This is a genomic window from Mycolicibacterium septicum DSM 44393 (assembly GCF_000455325.1).
Lineage (GTDB): Bacteria > Actinomycetota > Actinomycetes > Mycobacteriales > Mycobacteriaceae > Mycobacterium > Mycobacterium septicum.
Map to the genome: position 1 here is coordinate 2,151,801 of NZ_HG322951.1, position 16,287 is coordinate 2,168,087.

The 16,287-nt window shown below is 67.9% G+C and carries 15 protein-coding genes and 1 pseudogene; 6 read left to right on the top strand and 10 right to left on the bottom strand.

The genetic code is table 11. The annotated features are described in order from the left end of the window. Window positions 1-104 precede the first annotated feature (104 nt). Genes TX88_RS10145 through sdhC form a run of 4 tightly spaced genes read right to left on the bottom strand, consistent with a single transcriptional unit; the run spans window position 105 to window position 3,534 of the window. Window positions 105-890 (bottom strand): succinate dehydrogenase iron-sulfur subunit, encoded by a 786-nt coding sequence (locus TX88_RS10145; RefSeq protein WP_044516500.1) that lies wholly within the window; start codon window positions 888-890, stop codon window positions 105-107. After that, window positions 890-2,644: a succinate dehydrogenase flavoprotein subunit gene (gene sdhA, locus TX88_RS10150; protein ID WP_044516502.1), complete on the bottom strand. Its 1,755-nt coding sequence runs from the start codon at window positions 2,642-2,644 to the stop codon at window positions 890-892. The genes TX88_RS10145 and sdhA overlap by 1 nt, the downstream gene beginning before the upstream one ends. A 3-nt stretch (window positions 2,645-2,647) precedes the next feature. Beyond that, the gene (locus TX88_RS10155) at window positions 2,648-3,070 is read right to left on the bottom strand and encodes a succinate dehydrogenase hydrophobic membrane anchor subunit (RefSeq protein ID WP_003882378.1); all 423 of its coding nucleotides are present in this window, start codon (window positions 3,068-3,070) and stop codon (window positions 2,648-2,650) included. A gap of 47 nt (window positions 3,071-3,117) precedes the next feature. Next, complete coding sequence (gene sdhC / locus TX88_RS10160; protein ID WP_084621995.1) at window positions 3,118-3,534, bottom strand: succinate dehydrogenase, cytochrome b556 subunit; 417 nt, start codon at window positions 3,532-3,534, stop codon at window positions 3,118-3,120. A 214-nt stretch (window positions 3,535-3,748) separates the two neighbouring features. Here sdhC and TX88_RS10165 point away from each other — a divergent pair, with 214 nt between their 5' ends. The 5 genes from TX88_RS10165 (at window position 3,749) to TX88_RS10185 (ending at window position 7,883) form a co-directional block, all read left to right on the top strand. Further along, window positions 3,749-4,147 (top strand): cytidine deaminase, encoded by a 399-nt coding sequence (locus TX88_RS10165; RefSeq protein WP_044516506.1) that lies wholly within the window; start codon window positions 3,749-3,751, stop codon window positions 4,145-4,147. Window positions 4,148-4,206: 59 nt separating this feature from the next. After that, complete coding sequence (locus TX88_RS10170; RefSeq protein WP_084621855.1) at window positions 4,207-5,496, top strand: thymidine phosphorylase; 1,290 nt, start codon at window positions 4,207-4,209, stop codon at window positions 5,494-5,496. Window positions 5,497-5,569: 73 nt separating this feature from the next. Then, window positions 5,570-6,400, top strand: a complete 831-nt coding sequence (locus TX88_RS10175) for a dienelactone hydrolase family protein (RefSeq protein ID WP_044519271.1) — start codon at window positions 5,570-5,572, stop codon at window positions 6,398-6,400. A gap of 36 nt (window positions 6,401-6,436) precedes the next feature. Beyond that, window positions 6,437-7,525, top strand: coding sequence for an adenosine deaminase (locus TX88_RS10180; protein WP_044516508.1), 1,089 nt, complete (start codon window positions 6,437-6,439; stop codon window positions 7,523-7,525). An 85-nt stretch (window positions 7,526-7,610) separates the two neighbouring features. Continuing rightward, window positions 7,611-7,883 carry a hypothetical protein gene (locus TX88_RS10185; protein ID WP_044516509.1) on the top strand — a complete coding sequence of 91 codons (273 nt, stop codon included), beginning with the start codon at window positions 7,611-7,613 and terminating at the stop codon, window positions 7,881-7,883. On the opposite strand, the gene TX88_RS10190 is transcribed toward TX88_RS10185, so the two are convergent. Next, complete coding sequence (locus TX88_RS10190; RefSeq protein WP_044516510.1) at window positions 7,880-8,698, bottom strand: alpha/beta fold hydrolase; 819 nt, start codon at window positions 8,696-8,698, stop codon at window positions 7,880-7,882. The two genes, TX88_RS10185 and TX88_RS10190, sit on opposite strands and share 4 nt — an antisense overlap. A gap of 45 nt (window positions 8,699-8,743) precedes the next feature. After that, window positions 8,744-10,015, bottom strand: coding sequence for a protein export chaperone SatS (gene satS, locus TX88_RS10195; RefSeq protein ID WP_044516512.1), 1,272 nt, complete (start codon window positions 10,013-10,015; stop codon window positions 8,744-8,746). A 126-nt stretch (window positions 10,016-10,141) separates the two neighbouring features. Here satS and TX88_RS10200 point away from each other — a divergent pair. Beyond that, a pseudogene (locus tag TX88_RS10200) lies at window positions 10,142-13,338 on the top strand (AAA family ATPase). A 7-nt stretch (window positions 13,339-13,345) separates the two neighbouring features. Here the strand turns inward: TX88_RS10200 and TX88_RS10205 are convergent. Genes TX88_RS10205 through TX88_RS10220 form a run of 4 tightly spaced genes read right to left on the bottom strand, consistent with a single transcriptional unit; the run spans window position 13,346 to window position 16,125 of the window. Beyond that, complete coding sequence (locus TX88_RS10205; RefSeq protein ID WP_044516513.1) at window positions 13,346-14,416, bottom strand: C40 family peptidase; 1,071 nt, start codon at window positions 14,414-14,416, stop codon at window positions 13,346-13,348. A 2-nt stretch (window positions 14,417-14,418) separates the two neighbouring features. Continuing rightward, window positions 14,419-14,724: a hypothetical protein gene (locus TX88_RS10210; RefSeq protein ID WP_244438398.1), complete on the bottom strand. Its 306-nt coding sequence runs from the start codon at window positions 14,722-14,724 to the stop codon at window positions 14,419-14,421. 46 nt (window positions 14,725-14,770) lie between these two features. After that, the gene (locus TX88_RS10215; protein WP_244438399.1) at window positions 14,771-15,529 is read right to left on the bottom strand and encodes an SDR family NAD(P)-dependent oxidoreductase; all 759 of its coding nucleotides are present in this window, start codon (window positions 15,527-15,529) and stop codon (window positions 14,771-14,773) included. Next, on the bottom strand, window positions 15,526-16,125 hold the full coding sequence (locus tag TX88_RS10220; protein WP_044516515.1) for a sigma-70 family RNA polymerase sigma factor: 600 nt from the start codon (window positions 16,123-16,125) through the stop codon (window positions 15,526-15,528). Before TX88_RS10220 ends, TX88_RS10215 begins: the two co-directional genes overlap by 4 nt. Between the last annotated feature and the right edge of the window lie 162 nt (window positions 16,126-16,287).

The window sequence follows — 16,287 nt, forward strand, 5'->3', positions numbered from 1 at the left end:
AGTGCAAAACGGGCGCCGACTCTGCGCTCAGATCGTGATTCCCCTCGAAAACACGATCTGAGCGCAGAGTCGACGCCCGCCAAGCAGAGTCGACGCCCAGAGAATCAGCGCGCGAACATCAGCGCGCGCTTGACCTCCTGGATCGCCTGCGTCACCTGGATGCCACGGGGGCAGGCCTCGGTGCAGTTGAACGTGGTGCGGCAGCGCCACACACCGTCGACCTCGTTGAGGATGTCCAACCGCTCGGCGGCCGCCTCGTCACGCGAATCGAAGATGAACCGGTGCGCGTTGACGATCGCAGCCGGCCCGAAGTACGACCCCTCGCTCCAGTACACCGGGCAGCTGGTGGTGCAGCACGCACACAGGATGCACTTGGTGGTGTCGTCGTAGCGGGCCCGGTCGGTGGCGCTCTGGATGCGCTCCTTGGTGGGCGGGTTGCCGCTGGTGATCAGGTACGGCTTCACCGCGCGGTAGGCGTCGAAGAACGGCTCCATGTCCACCACGAGGTCCTTCTCCACGGGCAGGCCGCGGATCGGCTCGATGGTGATGGTGAGCTGCTTGCCCGCCTTCTTGGGCAGCAGGTCCCGCATGAGCACCTTGCAGGCCAGCCGGTTCACGCCGTTGATCCGCATGGCGTCCGACCCGCACACACCGTGGGCGCAGGAGCGCCGGAAGGTCAGCGTGCCGTCCAGGTAGCCCTTTACGTAGAGCAGCAGGTTCAGCAGCCGGTCCGAAGGCAGGCAGGGAACCCGGAAGCTCTGCCAGCCTGCGGCGTCGGGGTCCTCGGGGTTGAACCGGGCGATCTTGAGGGTGACCATGACCGCGCCATCGGGGACGGGCGGCAGTTCCGGGTCGCCGGCTTCGGGCTTGTCGATGACTGGGGCGCTCATCAGTACTTCCGCTCCATCGGCTCGTAGCGGGTCTGGACCACGGGCTTGTAATCCAGCCGGATATCGGAGAGCAGGTCGTTGCCCTCCTTGTACGCCATGGTGTGCCGCATGTAGTTGGTGTCGTCGCGGTCGGGGTAGTCCTCACGCGCGTGCCCGCCGCGGGACTCCTTGCGGTTGAGCGCACCGACCACCGTCACCTCGGCCAGCTCCAGCAGGAAGCCCAGCTCGATGGCTTCGAGCAGGTCGCTGTTGTAGCGCTTGCCCTTGTCGTGCACCGTGATTCGGCTGTACCGCTCCTTGAGTGCGTGGATGTCGGTCAGCGCCTGCTTGAGCGTTTCCTCGGTGCGGAACACTGCGGCGTTGTTGTCCATCGACTGCTGCAGGGCGGTGCGGATGTCGGCGACGCGCTCGTGGCCGTGCTCGGACAGGATGTCACCGACCCAGCCCACGACCATGTCGGCCGGGTTCTCCGGCAGGTCGACGTGATTGTGGTTGGCGGCGTACTCCGCGGCGGCGATACCGGCGCGGCGGCCGAACACGTTGATGTCCAGCAGCGAGTTGGTGCCCAGGCGGTTGGCGCCGTGCACCGACACACACGCACATTCACCGGCGGCGTACAGGCCCGGGATGACGTTGGTGTTGTCGCGCAGCACCTGGCCGTGGATCGTGGTCGGGATGCCGCCCATGACGTAGTGGCAGGTCGGGTAGACCGGCACCAGTTCGGTCACCGGGTCCACACCCAGGTAGGTGCGGGCGAACTCGGTGATGTCGGGCAGCTTGGCTTCCAGCACGTCCTCGCCGAGGTGACGCACGTCGATGTAGACGTAGTCCTTGTTCGGTCCGGCACCGCGGCCTTCGAGCACTTCGAGCACCATCGAGCGGGCGACGATGTCACGCGGCGCGAGGTCGACGATGGTGGGGGCGTAGCGCTCCATGAAGCGCTCACCTTCACCGTTGAGCAGACGCCCGCCCTCGCCGCGCACGGCTTCGGAGATCAGGATGCCCAGGCCGGCCAGGCCTGTCGGGTGGAACTGGTGGAACTCCATGTCTTCCAAGGGAAGTCCCTTGCGGAAGATGATGCCCAGCCCGTCGCCGGTCAGCGTGTGGGCGTTGGAGGTGGTCTTGTACATCCGGCCGGAACCGCCGGTGGCGAAGACGACCGCCTTGGCGTGGAAGATGTGGATGTCGCCGGTCGCCAGCTCGTAGGCGATGACGCCGGTGGCCACCGGGCCCGTCGGGGTGTCGGTCAGCGCGATGTCCAGTGCGTAGAACTCGTTGAAGAATTCGACGTCGTGCTTGACGCAGTTTTGGTACAGCGTCTGCAGGATCATGTGGCCGGTGCGGTCGGCGGCGTAACAGGCCCGGCGCACCGGGGCCTTGCCGTGGTCGCGGGTGTGCCCGCCGAACCGGCGCTGGTCGATGCGGCCCTCGGGCGTCCGGTTGAACGGCATGCCCATCTTCTCGAGGTCCAGCACCGCGTCGATGGCCTCCTTGGCCATGATCTCGACGGCGTCCTGGTCAGCGAGGTAGTCGCCACCCTTGACGGTGTCGAAGGTGTGCCACTCCCAGTTGTCCTCTTCGACGTTGGCCAGCGCGGCGCACATGCCGCCCTGGGCTGCGCCGGTGTGGGATCGCGTCGGGTACAGCTTGGTCAGCACGGCGGTACGGACGCGCGGACCGGCCTCGACGGCTGCGCGCATGCCGGCGCCGCCGGCACCGACGATGACGACGTCGTAGCGGTGTTCCTGAATCATTGGTTAGCCCCCAATATTCGGGTCGAAGGTGACCAGGACGTAGGTGCCCAGAACCAACGTGAACCCTGTCGCCAGCAGAAGCAGCGAATTCAGGTAGAACTTCGTGACGTTCTTACGGGCGTAGTCGCCGATGATGGTGCGCAGGCCGTTGGCCCCGTGGATCATCGCGAGCCACAGCAGGGCCATGTCCCAGATCTGCCAGAACGGGGAGGCCCAGCGCTGTGCGACGTAGTTGAAGTCGATGCGGTACACGCCGTCCTGCCACATCAGCATGATGAACAGGTGGCCCAGCGCCAGAAAGACGAGCGCGAGACCCGAGAACCGCATGAACAGCCAGGCGTACTTCTCGAAGTAGGGGATACCGCGGGGACGACGGGGCGCGCGCGGGTGGTCCAGCGCGGCCGGCCGGTCGTGCTCACGTTCCATCACCGGTGCCGGACGGCCCAACCGCGACTCGCCCGCTCCTGGCGCGCTCACAGGAACCGCTCCGCCATGTGCATACCGAGAACTCCTAGTGCTGCGATGAGGACCACGGCAAAGACGCCGACGGCGACCGCGAGCATCTGCCGCTGGTAGCGGGGACCCTGCTGCCAGAAGTCGATGAGGATGACACGGATGCCGTTCAGTGCATGGAATAGCACTGCGGCGACCAAGCCCATCTCCATCAATCCGACGATGGGGGTCTTGTACGTCTCGATAACCTCGTTGTAGGCCTGCGGGCTCACCCGGACCAACGCGGTATCAAGGACGTGTACGAACAGGAAGAAGAAGATCGTGGCACCGGTAATACGGTGCAGCACCCAGGACCACATTCCCGGATCACCGCGATAAAGGGTGCGCCGTCGTGCTTTCCTGGGTTGCGGAGCCGGTACCTCCGTCTGAGTACTCATCGGGCCCTCCAACGCCATCGGTGGGACGTCTGGGACTGCCTGTTAATTAGCCCCAAACCTCGGGGCGACTCTAAACCCATTTGTAGTGGCGAACGAATTACGGTTGAGCAGTTCGACCCGCTAAACACGCAAAAGTTAGGCTTACCTATCTTAATGTGCGGGTCAGGAATTGAGGTTTCGGAATGCATTCAGAGCCTACGTCCGGGGTTGTCGCATGACGATCGAAATCGACTGGAAACTATTGCGTAACAAGGCAATCGAAGTTTCAACCCGCGCCTACGCGCCTTATTCGGGCTTTCCGGTGGGGGCGGCGGCTCTGGTCGACGACGGCCGGATCGTGGCCGGATGCAATGTGGAGAATGTCTCATATGGCCTAGGTCTCTGTGCCGAGTGCGCTGTGGCCTGCGCCCTGCATTCCGGGGGTGGCGGAAGGCTCGTCGCGCTGGTGTGTGTGGGCCCGGACGGGGGTCTGCTGATGCCCTGTGGGCGCTGCCGGCAGGTGTTGCTCGAACACGGTGGGCCGGAGCTGCTCATCGACCACCCGGGCGGCGCGCGACCGCTGCGCGAGCTGCTGCCCGACGCCTTCGGGCCCGATGATCTGATGCGCAGGTAAGGCCAAGTGGTCCAACAACTCCGGGGCCCGGTTAGTTACCGGCGAGTAGGTTGACGGCCATGCCTCATCTCGACGCGCCGACCGTCATCCGGACCAAGCGTGACGGCGGTGTGCTGTCCGACGCCGCAATCGACTGGGTGATCGACGGCTACACCCACGGCCGGGTCGCCGACGAGCAGATGTCGGCGCTGCTGATGGCGATCTTCCTGAAAGGCATGGCACCGGCCGAGATCGCCCGGTGGACGGCGGCCATGGTCGACTCCGGAGTGCGGTTCGACTTCACCGATCTTCGTCGTGACGGCAAGCCGCTTGCCCTGGTGGACAAGCACTCCACCGGTGGGGTGGGGGACAAGATCACCATTCCGCTGCTGCCGGTCGTGATGGCCTGCGGTGCCGCCGTTCCGCAGGCGGCCGGGCGTGGGCTCGGGCACACCGGGGGAACGCTCGACAAGCTGGAGGCGATCCCGGGATTCACCGCGGAGCTGTCGAAAGCCCAGATCCGGCAACAACTTCGGGATATCGGTGCCGCAGTCTTCGCGGCAGGCGAGCTGGCGCCGGCCGACCGCAAGATCTACGCGCTACGCGACGTCACCGGCACCACCGAGTCGCTGCCGCTGATCGCGAGTTCGGTGATGAGCAAGAAACTGGCCGAGGGCGCGCGATCCCTGGTCCTGGACGTCAAGGTCGGCCGCGGCGCGTTCCTCAAGACCGAGGCCGAGTCGCGCGAGCTGGCATCCACCATGGTCGGCCTGGGCAATGCCAACGGAGTCCCCACCCGGGCCCTGCTGACCGACATGAACTGCCCACTCGGCCGGACCGTCGGCAACTCGGTGGAGGTCGCCGAATCGCTGGAGGTGCTGGCCGGCGGCGGGCCGCCCGACGTCGTCGCACTGACGCTGGCGCTGGCGACGGAGATGCTCGACGCGGCCGGCATCGACGGCGCCGACCCGGCCGAGACCCTGCGGGACGGCAGCGCGCTGGATTGCTTCCGTGCGCTGGTGGAGGCCCAGGGCGGGGACCTGAGCCGCGAGCTGCCCATCGGGGCGGCCAGCGAGACCGTGACGGCCCCGCACGGCGGCTTCATGGGCGATCTCGATGCCATGGGCGTGGCGCTGGCGGCCTGGAGGTTGGGCGCCGGACGTGCTCAGCCGGGTGAACCGGTGCAGTTCGGCGCGGGCGTGCGGATCCACCGCACACCGGGGGAGCCGGTGGCCGCCGGAGAGGCGCTGTTCACCCTGTACACCGAGACCGCTGAGCGGCTGCCCGCGGCGCTCGCCGAACTCGACGGCGCCTGGACGATCGGCGATGCCGCGCCCACCCGGCGGCCATTGATCATCGACCGCATGTAGGTATCCACAACTTTCGGTGAATCTCGCCGTCGCCGCTCTGGCCAATCGGGTGCCCAACTGCTAGGCACAGATGGTGCCCGACGACGATCTCTCGGATTTCCAACGGTCAGAGTTCACCCACCAATCCAAGACCCGCACCATCTTTCGGCGTGGCGACGGCCCGGCGGTCATCGTCATCGCCGAAATGCCCGGTATCACCCCCAAAGTCCTCGACTTCGCCCGCCAGGTCAGCGGGATCGGTTGCACCGCAGTCCTTCCGCACCTGTTCGGAGTGCCGGGGCGGGATCCCGACCCGGACGCACATGGCCGGGTCGCCTTCTTGGCGAATGCGGTCGGCACCCTCGTGCCAGCCTGCATCAGCCGGGAATTCGTCACGCTGGCGACCGGCCGGACCTCTCCGGTCATCGACTGGCTGCGTGCGCTGGCCAGGCACGAACACGAGCGGTGCGGCGGGCCCGGTGTCGGCGCCGTCGGCATGTGCTTCACCGGTGGCTACGCCCTGGCAATGGCGACCGACGAAGTCTTGCTCGCCCCGGTGCTGTCGCAGCCGTCGATGCCGATCGGGCTGACGGCCGGTCAACGTGGGTCGATCGACATCTCTGCGGACGACCTGGCCGTGGTCAAGCAACGCTGCGCCCGCGGCCTGACGGTGTTGGGTCTGCGCTTCACCGGGGATCGGTTGGTGCCGCAGGACCGCTTCGGCTTCTTGCGCGAGCAGCTCGGCGACGCATTCGTGGCGGTCGAACTCGACGATGCCGACGCCAACCCCGCCGCGACGATGCCGCCGCATTCGGTGCTCACCGAACACCTCATCGATGAGCCCGGGCAACCCACCCGAGCGGCGCTCGACCAGGTGCTCGACCTGTTTCGTCACCGATTATTGAGCGGGTCGCAGCCTGAATGATCGGTGCCGACCGCCCGCTGTGCGCATGATGGAGTGATGAGTACGCCGCTGAGTCTGGACAAGATCCAGCACGCTCCCAAGGCCCTGCTGCACGACCACCTGGACGGCGGACTCCGACCGTCCACCGTGCTCGACCTGGCCGGTCAGCTGGGCTATGACGATCTGCCGGCCACCGAGGTCGACGAGCTGGCCACGTTCTTCCGCACGGCCGCCCACAGCGGCTCGTTGGTGCGCTACCTGGAGCCGTTCGCCCACACCGTCGGAGTCATGCAGACCCCCGAGGCCCTGCACCGCGTCGCGTTCGAGTGCGTCGAGGATCTGGCCGCGGACAACGTCGTCTATGCGGAGGTCCGGTTCGCTCCCGAGCTGCACATCGATCGTGGACTGTCGCTGGACGACGTAGTCGACGCCGTGCTGGCCGGCTTCGCCGACGGCGAGAAGGCGGCCTCGGCCGAGGGGCGCACCATCACGGTGCGCTGCCTGGTCACCGCCATGCGCCATGCCGCCCGCTCCCGTGAGATCGCCGAGCTGGCAATCCGGTTCCGGGACAAGGGCGTTGTCGGCTTCGACATCGCCGGGGCCGAGGCCGGATACCCGCCCACGCGTCACCTCGACGCGTTCGAGTACATGCGAGGAAACAACGCGCGCTTCACGATTCACGCCGGTGAGGCGTTCGGCCTGCCGTCGATCCACGAGGCCATCGCGTTCTGCGGGGCGGACCGGCTCGGGCACGGGGTGCGCATCGTCGACGACATCACCGAACTCGACGACGGGACGCAGCAGCTGGGCCGGCTGGCATCCATATTGCGCGACAAGCGAATTCCGCTGGAGATGTGTCCCAGCAGCAACGTGCAGACCGGGGCGGCGCCCAGCATCGCCGAGCACCCGTTCGACCGGCTGGCACGGCTACGGTTCCGCGTGACGGTCAACACCGACAACCGGCTGATGAGCGACACCACCATGAGCCAGGAGATGCTGCGGTTGGTCGAGGCCTTCGGCTACGGCTGGAGCGACCTGGAGCGGTTCACCATCAACGCGATGAAGTCCGCCTTCATCCCGTTCGACGAGCGCCTCGCACTGATCGACGAGGTGATCAAACCCCGGTACGCGGTGCTCGTCGGCTGAGTCACCGCGTTGGCCGAATCGCCGCGCCGGGGCGGGCATTGGCTCAGGATGTAGTGGTAACAGCGGTGGTCCACGAGGAGTAGCCATGGCCAGACCCATCACAACCGTGTTGTCCGGTGCAGTTCTGGCTTGCGCCGCGGTGTTCCTGCCGGTCGTCGTGGCTGCCCCGGCGGGTGCCGACGTGTGCGCCGGGGCCGACGGTCGCCACTTCTCCGCCGGTGGATGCACGAACGTCGCTGGCGATGTCGCCACCGGCGCTGCGGTCGCGGCGGCACACGTGCCGTACGTGCCCGGCGAGGTCCCGTGCTACACCGTCGAGGGCGTGCCCTACTTCACCCCGCCCGGCGACCCCTGCTAGACCGGCTCGCCGGTCAGCGCCGCACGTAGCGTGTCGGCGAAAGCCCCTGGGGCGCCCATGAATCCACCATGGTCACCCGGGAACATCACCGGACGCGTACCCAACAGATCGGCGAGCGCCGTCGTCGTCCGCCGGGTCAACAGGTGCCCCGATTCCTCGCCGAGCCCGAGCAGCACCCGCGCGTTCTTCAGCGCCTCGAGGTCGGGCAGGTAGCGGGTGGTGGGCCGCAGTTCGTGGTTGAAGAAGTGCGCCGCGTCGCGCAGCTCCTGCTCGCTCGGTGCGGGCATCTCCGGCCCACCGCTCGGCATGTCGAAGCCGGCGTTGGCCATGAACTTCGCCCACGCCGCGAACATCCCGTCGCGGGAGAACGTGGCGATGATGTCGTCGGTGGCGGCCCGCTGCTCGGCGGCGTCGGGCAACAACTCGAGCAGCGGAGGCTCGTGCGCCACGAGAATGCCCACCCGGTCGGGGTGCCGGGCGACCAAGTCCAGCCCTGTCACCGCGCCGCCGGACGAGCCGAACACATCGGCTGAGGGAGCGTTCAGGACATCGAGGATCGCCACGACGTCAGCGGCCCGCAGTTCCGGCGTCGAATCCTGCTCGGGATCGTCGAGAGGACTGCCGGCCACGCCGCGCGGGTCGGCGGTCACCACGGTGTGGTCACCCGCCAGCGCGTGGGCCAGCGGCGCGAACTCGGCGGCCGCCATCGGGGCGCCGAGGATCAGCAACAACGGGCCGGTCCCACGGACCTCATAGTGCAGACGGGCGCCGGGAACCGTGACGGTGTGAGTGGAGAGGCTGGTCGATGCGGTCATGAGGGTTCTGACCGCTGACGCGGCCAGAACTCATCGCCGCAACGGCTACTCCGCCCGCAGGCGCGACTCCACGAAACGCTCCAGCGCGTCCCACTGCTCGACGGCCTCGGCGTACGGGGCCTCGGGCTGGCGGGCGTTCTCGTCGCCGAGGACGTAGTTCACGAACTTGCCGAGCGCCTTGGTGCCCGCCAGGGTCTCGTCGACGGTCTTGTCCTCGGAGTAGTCGCTGACGTCGCGCAGCAGCTCGACGGCCAACTCCAACTGGTCGTGGTCGACCGCGTCGGGTCCGTCGGCGATGTCGTCGGAGATGCCGCTGAGGACGTAGATGTTCTCCTCGGCGACGTCCACCCGCAGCGAGCCGTCGGTGGCGGCGGTCCTGATGTCGTCGTAGGTGGCCAGGTCCGACAGGTCGTGGTCGTGTTCGTCGGCCAGGTAGCGGGCCAGTGCGCGCTCGGAGCTGAACACGCTGATGCGACCGTTGCGGCCGAGGAAGACCGGATCGTCGTCGAGGTAGCAGCGCAGGGTGTAGACGGTGCCCGAGCCGGTCATGATGCGCACCGGGTCGATACCGACCTTCTGCCAGAAGTCCTCGTCGCCACCGAGGACGGCGGTGTCGGCAGCGCTGCGCACAGGCTCGACTGCGTCCGCGGTCTCGTCCTCGTCGCCCTCTGCGTCGTCGGTGTCCACCGCGAGGTCGTCCTCGTCCTCCTCCGGCGCCGGTTCCTCGAGCTCGGCCTCGGCCTTCTTGACCGCGTCGGCGTCGATTTCCTCGGGAATGGTGACGATCTCGTCGATGGCGTCGAGCACGCCGTCCCAGCCGCGGGCGACCACGGCTTCGATCTCGGCCCAGCGCTTGCGTCCGGAGCGACCGGTGAAGCCTTCCAGCCCGCCACCCACGGTGCCGAGGATGGGGTTGCCGTTGAAGAACTTGCTGATGGCCGCCAGTTCGCACACCGAGCCGAGCGACGACACCACCACCAGAGTGCGGTGCAGGCTCGCGACGGACTCCTCGGTCGGCTTGTCGGCGACCAGGTCGGGCACGCCGACGACGTCGTACTCGCGATCCTCCGACGGCTGCAGCTTGTGCGCATTGGCTGCGGTCAGCTTGCCCCACGCCGGGTGGTCGGCCAGGTCGTTGTCGCTGTTGGTGCGGACGAACGCCGCCAGGTCGGCGACCGATTCGAACGCGTAGAGGGCGTCACCCTCGCCCAAGAAGGCCTCCCACTCGTCGCCGGCATCCCGCCAACGCGGAGCCCACAGTGTGTAAAGGTCGCCCTTGGTCAGCCCGAGCCGGACCGGCACGATGTCAGCAGCCATGCGGCACAGCCTAATGGGGTGCCCTGGACGCCAGTCAGGTTGTCTCCCCTTCGGGGCGCGGTTCGGCGGTACCGGGCCGGCAACGAATCGGCGGACACGGCTGACCTGCGGTGAAACAATATCGGCGTGGCCGAGGTCGGGGACCGCGAACCGGCAGCCGCCGATCTCTCCTGCGGGGCATGCGGCGCTCAGGTAGGTGCGACCGCCAAGTTCTGCAGTCAGTGCGGTGCGCCGATCGCACGCACGGCGCAGCTGGCGGAGTACAAACAGGTCACCGTGCTGTTCGCCGACGTCGTGCACTCGATGGACATCGCCGCAGCGGTGGGTGCCGAACGGCTGCGCGAGATCATGACCGACCTGGTGACGCGGTCAGCCGCGGTGGTGAGCCGCTACGGCGGCACCGTCGGCAGTTTCACCGGCGACGGAATCATGGCGGTGTTCGGCGCGCCGCTGGCGTTGGAGCATCACGCCGTCCACGCCTGTCTGGCGGCGTTGGGTATTCAGGACGAAGCGGAACGGCTTGCGGTCGAGATTCACCGGCACGACGGTGTGGAGCTGTTGCTCCGGGTGGGCCTGAACTCCGGTGAGGTGATCGCGGGAGAGATTCGTTCGGGTTCACTCGGCTACACCGCCATCGGCGAGCAGGTCGGGATGGCACAGCGGATGGAATCGGTCGCGCCGCCCGGTGGCGTGATGCTGAGCGCGTCCACCGCGCGACTGGTCGAGGGCAACGCGATTCTTGGTGAGCCCGAGTGGGTGCGGATAAAGGGTGCCGACCATCCGGTGCCGGCTTGCCGGCTGATCGGCATGCGGCAGGATCGGATCATCAAGCGGGCCGAGTCGACCCTCGTCGGTCGACGGTCGGAGATGAGCGCCGTTGACGTGCTGTTGGACCGTGCCATTGCCGGCGATGGCGCGGTGGTCGGCGTCGTGGGGCAGCCGGGCATCGGGAAAGCCGCTTGGTGCGCGAGCTTTCGGCCACCGCGCTCGCGCGCGGTGTCGGAGTCTTCACGACCTTCTGCGAGTCCCACGCCGGCCAGATCCCGTTTCACGTCGTCGCTGGTTTCTTGCGCGCGGCCACGGGAACGGCCGGGTGCGATGGGCAGACTGCTCGTGATCGATTGCACGACAGCTTCTCTGGGGCAGATCCCGAGGACCTGGTCCTCCTTGCCGACCTGCTGGGCTTCGCCGATCCCGATGAGCCGTTGCCCCGGATAGATCCGGACGCACGGCGGCGGCGATTGACCGCACTGGTGCACGCCGCGGCGATGGCACGGGAGAGCCCGGCGCTGTACCTCATCGAGGATGCCCACTGGATCGACGAGGTCAGCGAGTCGATGCTGGCCGAGTTCCTCACGGTGATCGCGCAGACGCCCTCGTTGGTCGTCGTGACGTACCGCCCCGAGTACGGGGGAGCGCTCACCCGGGTGCCCGGCGCGTCGACGCTCGCGTTGGAGCCGTTGAGCGACGGGGAGACTGCCGCGCTGGTGTCGCAGCTGCTCGGTTCGGATCCCTCGGTGGCAGCCATTAATCAGATGATCATCGAAAGGGCCGCGGGCACTCCATTTTTCGCCGAGGAGATGGTGCGGGACCTGGCCGAGCGCGGGGTGCTGCGCGGTGAGGTCGGCGCATACCGGTCGACGGCAGCGGTCGCCGAGGTGACGGTGCCCGCGACCTTGCAGGCGATCATCGGTGCGCGCATCGACAGGCTCGACGCGAAATCCAAACGCGCGCTGACCGCGGCGGCGGTGGTCGGTTCACGATTCGGCGGTGATCTGCTGATGACGTTGGGCGTCGAGCCGGAGGTCGACAACCTCGTGACGGCCCAGCTCATCGACCAGGTCGGGTTCACCCGACAACCCGAGTACGTCTTCCACCATCCGCTCATTCGCGCCGTGGCCTACGAGTCGCAACTCAGATCCGATCGCGCCGAGATGCACCGGCGGGTGGCGGCCGCACTCGAACGGCGTGAACCCGCGTCGATCGATGAGAACGCCGCCCTGATCGCCGAGCATCTCGAGGCCGCAGGCGATCTGCACGCCGCGTACGGCTGGCACATGCGCGCCGCGACGTGGGCCAGGGGCCGCGACATCACCGCAGCACGACTCAGCTGGGAGCGGGCCCGAACGATCGCCGACGCGTTGCCCACCGGCGATCAGGACCGCGCGGCGATGCGCATCGCCCCGCGCGCCATGCTGTGCGCGACCGCCTATCGATTGCGTGCACATGGCGCCGGTGCCCGCTTCGCCGAATTGCGCACGTTGTGTACGGGAGCCGGGGACAAGCCGTCTCTGGCGATCGCCATGGCCGGGCTGGTGATGGACCACGCGTATCAGGGCCAGATTCGTCAGGCATCGCAGTTGGCATCGGAAGCCATGGCCCTCATCGAGTCGGTCGCTGACGAGACCTTGACGGTAGGTCTGTCCTACCCGGCGGTCTTCGCCAAGGTCGAAAGTGGGGAGTACGCCGACGTATTGAGGTGGTCGCAGAGAATGATCGACCTGGCCGGCGGCGATCCGTTCAAGGGCAATTTCATCTTCGGGTCCCCGTTGGCGCTTGCGCTGACATCGCGGGCGACAGCCCGCTACTGCCTGGGGCTTCCTGATTGGCGGGACGACCTGCGCCATGGCATCGCCATGGCCCACACCGCCGACCCGCTGACCTACGCCGCGGTTGTCGCGGTGGGTTACTTCCCGGGGATATCCAATGGCGTGTTGTACGCCGATGACCGCGCGGTGCGGGAGAGCGAGGATGCGTTACGGATTGCCGAACGATCCGGCAATGACATGGCGCTGGCCTTCGCGCGGTTCGCCCTCGGTATCGCGCTGGTGCATCGCGGGCCGGCCGCGGAGCGTGATCGCGGGCAGGTCCTCCTGGCCGAGGTCAGCGAGGTGTTGGAACGCCAGCGGCACAACCTCGGGGAACTACCACTGGTCAACGTGTACCTGGCGCGCGAACGGGTCCGCAATGGAGACCATGACCAGGCGATACCGCAGATGTGTGCTGCCCTCGACCAGATGGCCCGCGAGGGGCAACTGCTCGCGTGGGGCACCCCCACCACAGCTGTTGTCGCCGAGGCACTGATCGATCGCGCGGCCGAGGGCGATCTCGCCGCTGCCGAAGCCGTGATCGATCGGTTGGCCGCCGCGCCGGCCGACGACGCACTGGTGGTGCGCGACATCTGGCTGTTGCGGGTGCGGGCACTGTTGGCCAGGGCGCGCGGCGACGAGGCCACCTACGTCGACTATCGGGAGCGCTATCACGCGATGGCCGCCGAGCTGGATTTCGAAGGGCACATCGCGCTCGCGGCGGCGATGCCGTGATGCTCACTCACACCGTGGGCCGCCAGAATCCCTGAAAGCCCTGACCGGCGTTCGTGGTTCGGACGGGTGACAACTTCACCGGATCGCCGGCTTCGATCATCGTGTTCGCGCCGACGATCATCGCGACGTGCCCGTCCCATACCGCCAGGTCGCCCGGCCGTAGCGTTCCGGGTGACACCGCCTTGCCGATGTCCTGCTCCTGTGCAAGCCGCGGAATGTCCAATCCGGCTTCGTGATAGGCCCACTGGGTGAGCCCGCTGCAGTCCAGGCCGACGCCCGGTGTGGTGCCGCCCCAACGGTAGGGCACGCCCAACTGGGTGAGCGCGTGCCGTACCGCGCTGGCCGCCACGGCATTGGGTGCCACGGACGTGCTGCCGTCGGGCAGCCGCACCGCCACGCCGTCGCCGAACATGCCCGGGTCGCGTAGCCCGACTGCGGCTTCGGCGCGATCACCGATTGAAGCTGCCGGGAGATCTGCCGCTGCACCCCAAGACCGCCCAGCCGAGGCCGGCGCGATACCGCCCGAGCCTGCCGAGAACCCCGCTGAGGCCGGGCGCATTCCGGCCGCCGGCGACGAGCCCGAGGCCGGGGCGGCAACCGCGCCCGCCTGACGGTCCAGTTCGGCACGCAGTTCTTCGACGACGGACGAGGCCTCGGACACCGCGCGTCGCGCCTCGGCCTGCAACTCCTGCGCCACCCCCGGTTCATCGAGGTGGGGGGTCAGTGCCGCGGCACGTTCCTCGAAGTGCGCGATGATCGTCTGCAGCCGGGACCGGGCCTGGGCCACAGCCGAACCCGCGTCCCTGGCCGCGACGCTCAAAGCCTGCGCACGCAAGGCCAGGCTTGTGGCTTCCGCCGCGGTGTCCGAGGCGAAGTACGCCGCCGCCGTCGCCGACGTCCCCGACCAATCGCCCGCGGTGCGCTCCCACGACCGCGTGAGCGCGACCGCGATATTCGACAGGGCGGCCTGCGCCCCGTCCAGTGCGGTCGCGGCGGGGTTGTGGGCCGGCCAGCCGTCGCCGACCAGAGCCCTCAGCTCGTAGAGCGGCGCGGCCAGCGCGATGGCGGACGCGGGCACGGCTACACCCGCGGCAACAGCTGAGCGGCCCGCTGACCGGCAGCGTCGAAGCCGGCGGCGGTGTTCCCGGCGCTGACGGCCCCGGCGCCGGTACACGAACCCAGCGCCGCGACCGCATCACTGTGGGCGTCGACGGCGTCGGCGAAGGCGGCCGCGAACCGATCGCCTATCGGACCGAGAGCAGCCCCTGGTGACGGAATCGACCGCAGGGCAGCGACCACGGCGCTGAGATCGGCGGCGTGCGCGTCGAGGGCATCGCCAAGGGTGCGGATGGCCGCCATGTCGGCGCGCAGGATTTCGGCGGGCATGTGGTTAGGACGCCCGCCGGCCCCGATCGGTTCCCCTGATCTGGCTTCAGATCGCGGTGCCGCCACCGTCTGCATGCAGCGTCGAGCCGGTGATGAACGCTGCCCGCGGTGAGGACAGGAACAGCACCGCGTGGGCGATCTCTTCGGGGGTGGCGGTGCGGCCCAACGGCAGGGCGCGGCCGAGTTCCTCGTTGGTGTCGCCCCATTGGGCCTCGACGCCTTCGGTGCGGGTCGGCCCCGGTGCCACACTGTTGACCCGCACACCGCCGGAACCGAATTCGGCGGCCCAGGTGCGGGTCAGCGATTCGACGGCCGCTTTGGAGGCGCTGTAGGCCGAGGCGCCGGGCACCCCTTTCGACGCGACCATCGAGGTGACGTTGACGATGCTGCCGCGACCGCGGTCGAGCATGCCGCCCACCAGTTGGGCCACCAGGAAGTAGGTGCCGCGCACATTGGTGTCGAAGGTCTGCTCGAACGAGGCGACGTCCTGGTCGACGGTGAGTGCGCCGGGAAAGGCGGCTGCGTTGTTGACCAGGATGTCCAGCTGATCACATTGCCGGGCAAGCGATTGCACCGAATCCAGGTCGGCGAGGTCGGCACCGATGAACCGGACGTCGCCGCCGAGTGCGGCCGCGGCGTCACGTCCCCGCTGTTCGTCCCTTCCGGTGATGGTCACCGTGGCGCCCGCCCGGGCCAGCAGGTCGGCGCAGGCCAATCCGATGCCGGCAGTGCCTCCGGTGACCAGCGCGCGATATCCCGTGAGTTCCGCTCCGGATTCCATGGCGTCCTTCCGTTGTTCTGTCATGCGACACGTCGGGTGTCGTCGTCTTCGTCGCTCAAAGCCGCCCTCAGCCGTTCGCGGCTGCGAGCGATGCGCGACATCACCGTTCCCACCGGGATCTCCATGAGTGCGGCGGTTTCGGCGTAGGTGAAGCCCTCGATGTCGGCGTAGTACAAGACCGTTCGGAAACCCTCGGGCAGCGTCAGTACCGCATCCCGGATCCTGTCGTCGCAGAACACGTCGAGCGCCCGGTCCTCGGCGGAGCGCTCGGCGGTCGTGGAGTGGAGTGCATTGCCGAACATGTCGCTGTCGGTGATGTCGGCGACCGCGAAGGTATCCGGACGGCGCTGCTTCATCCGGTGCGCGCTGATCCACCGGTTGTGCATGATGCGGAACAGCCAGGCCCGCAGATTGGTACCCGGCTCGAACCGTCGGAAACCGGTGTAGGCGTTCATCAGTGTGTCCTGAACCAGATCCTCGGCATCGGCCTGGCTGTGCGTCAGTCGCCGCGCACTGCGCAACAGGACGGTGTGGAACGGCATGGCTTCCCGGACGAACCTGGCTGCCAGTTGCGCGTCAGACTCGGCGCTGAGGTCTCCGGCGCCGATGGTCAGGGTCATCGGACGGGTGTGACATCGGTCGACGGGGCGGCAGCGACTTTCGTCATGATCGGATCTCCAGAGTCGGGGACAAAAATTGAGCGTCACCTCAGACTGGTTCGCAGAACTCCATGGCGGACCCTTGAAAACCCGTAGTCCGTGGTCCGTGGAACCGTGCCCGGA

Bases quoted from the DNA above. Each gene is read 5' to 3' on its own strand.
- TX88_RS10145 (WP_044516500.1), bottom strand. From the start codon at position 890: ATGAGCGCCCCAGTCATCGACAAGCCCGAAGCCGGCGACCCGGAACTG.
- sdhA (WP_044516502.1), bottom strand. From the start codon at position 2,644: ATGATTCAGGAACACCGCTACGACGTCGTCATCGTCGGTGCCGGCGGC.
- TX88_RS10155 (WP_003882378.1), bottom strand. From the start codon at position 3,070: ATGGAACGTGAGCACGACCGGCCGGCCGCGCTGGACCACCCGCGCGCG.
- sdhC (WP_084621995.1), bottom strand. From the start codon at position 3,534: ATGAGTACTCAGACGGAGGTACCGGCTCCGCAACCCAGGAAAGCACGA.
- TX88_RS10165 (WP_044516506.1), top strand. From the start codon at position 3,749: ATGACGATCGAAATCGACTGGAAACTATTGCGTAACAAGGCAATCGAA.
- TX88_RS10170 (WP_084621855.1), top strand. From the start codon at position 4,207: ATGCCTCATCTCGACGCGCCGACCGTCATCCGGACCAAGCGTGACGGC.
- TX88_RS10180 (WP_044516508.1), top strand. From the start codon at position 6,437: ATGAGTACGCCGCTGAGTCTGGACAAGATCCAGCACGCTCCCAAGGCC.
- TX88_RS10185 (WP_044516509.1), top strand. From the start codon at position 7,611: ATGGCCAGACCCATCACAACCGTGTTGTCCGGTGCAGTTCTGGCTTGC.
- TX88_RS10190 (WP_044516510.1), bottom strand. From the start codon at position 8,698: ATGACCGCATCGACCAGCCTCTCCACTCACACCGTCACGGTTCCCGGC.
- satS (WP_044516512.1), bottom strand. From the start codon at position 10,015: ATGGCTGCTGACATCGTGCCGGTCCGGCTCGGGCTGACCAAGGGCGAC.
- TX88_RS10210 (WP_244438398.1), bottom strand. From the start codon at position 14,724: ATGCCCGCCGAAATCCTGCGCGCCGACATGGCGGCCATCCGCACCCTT.
- TX88_RS10215 (WP_244438399.1), bottom strand. From the start codon at position 15,529: ATGACAGAACAACGGAAGGACGCCATGGAATCCGGAGCGGAACTCACG.
- TX88_RS10220 (WP_044516515.1), bottom strand. From the start codon at position 16,125: ATGACCCTGACCATCGGCGCCGGAGACCTCAGCGCCGAGTCTGACGCG.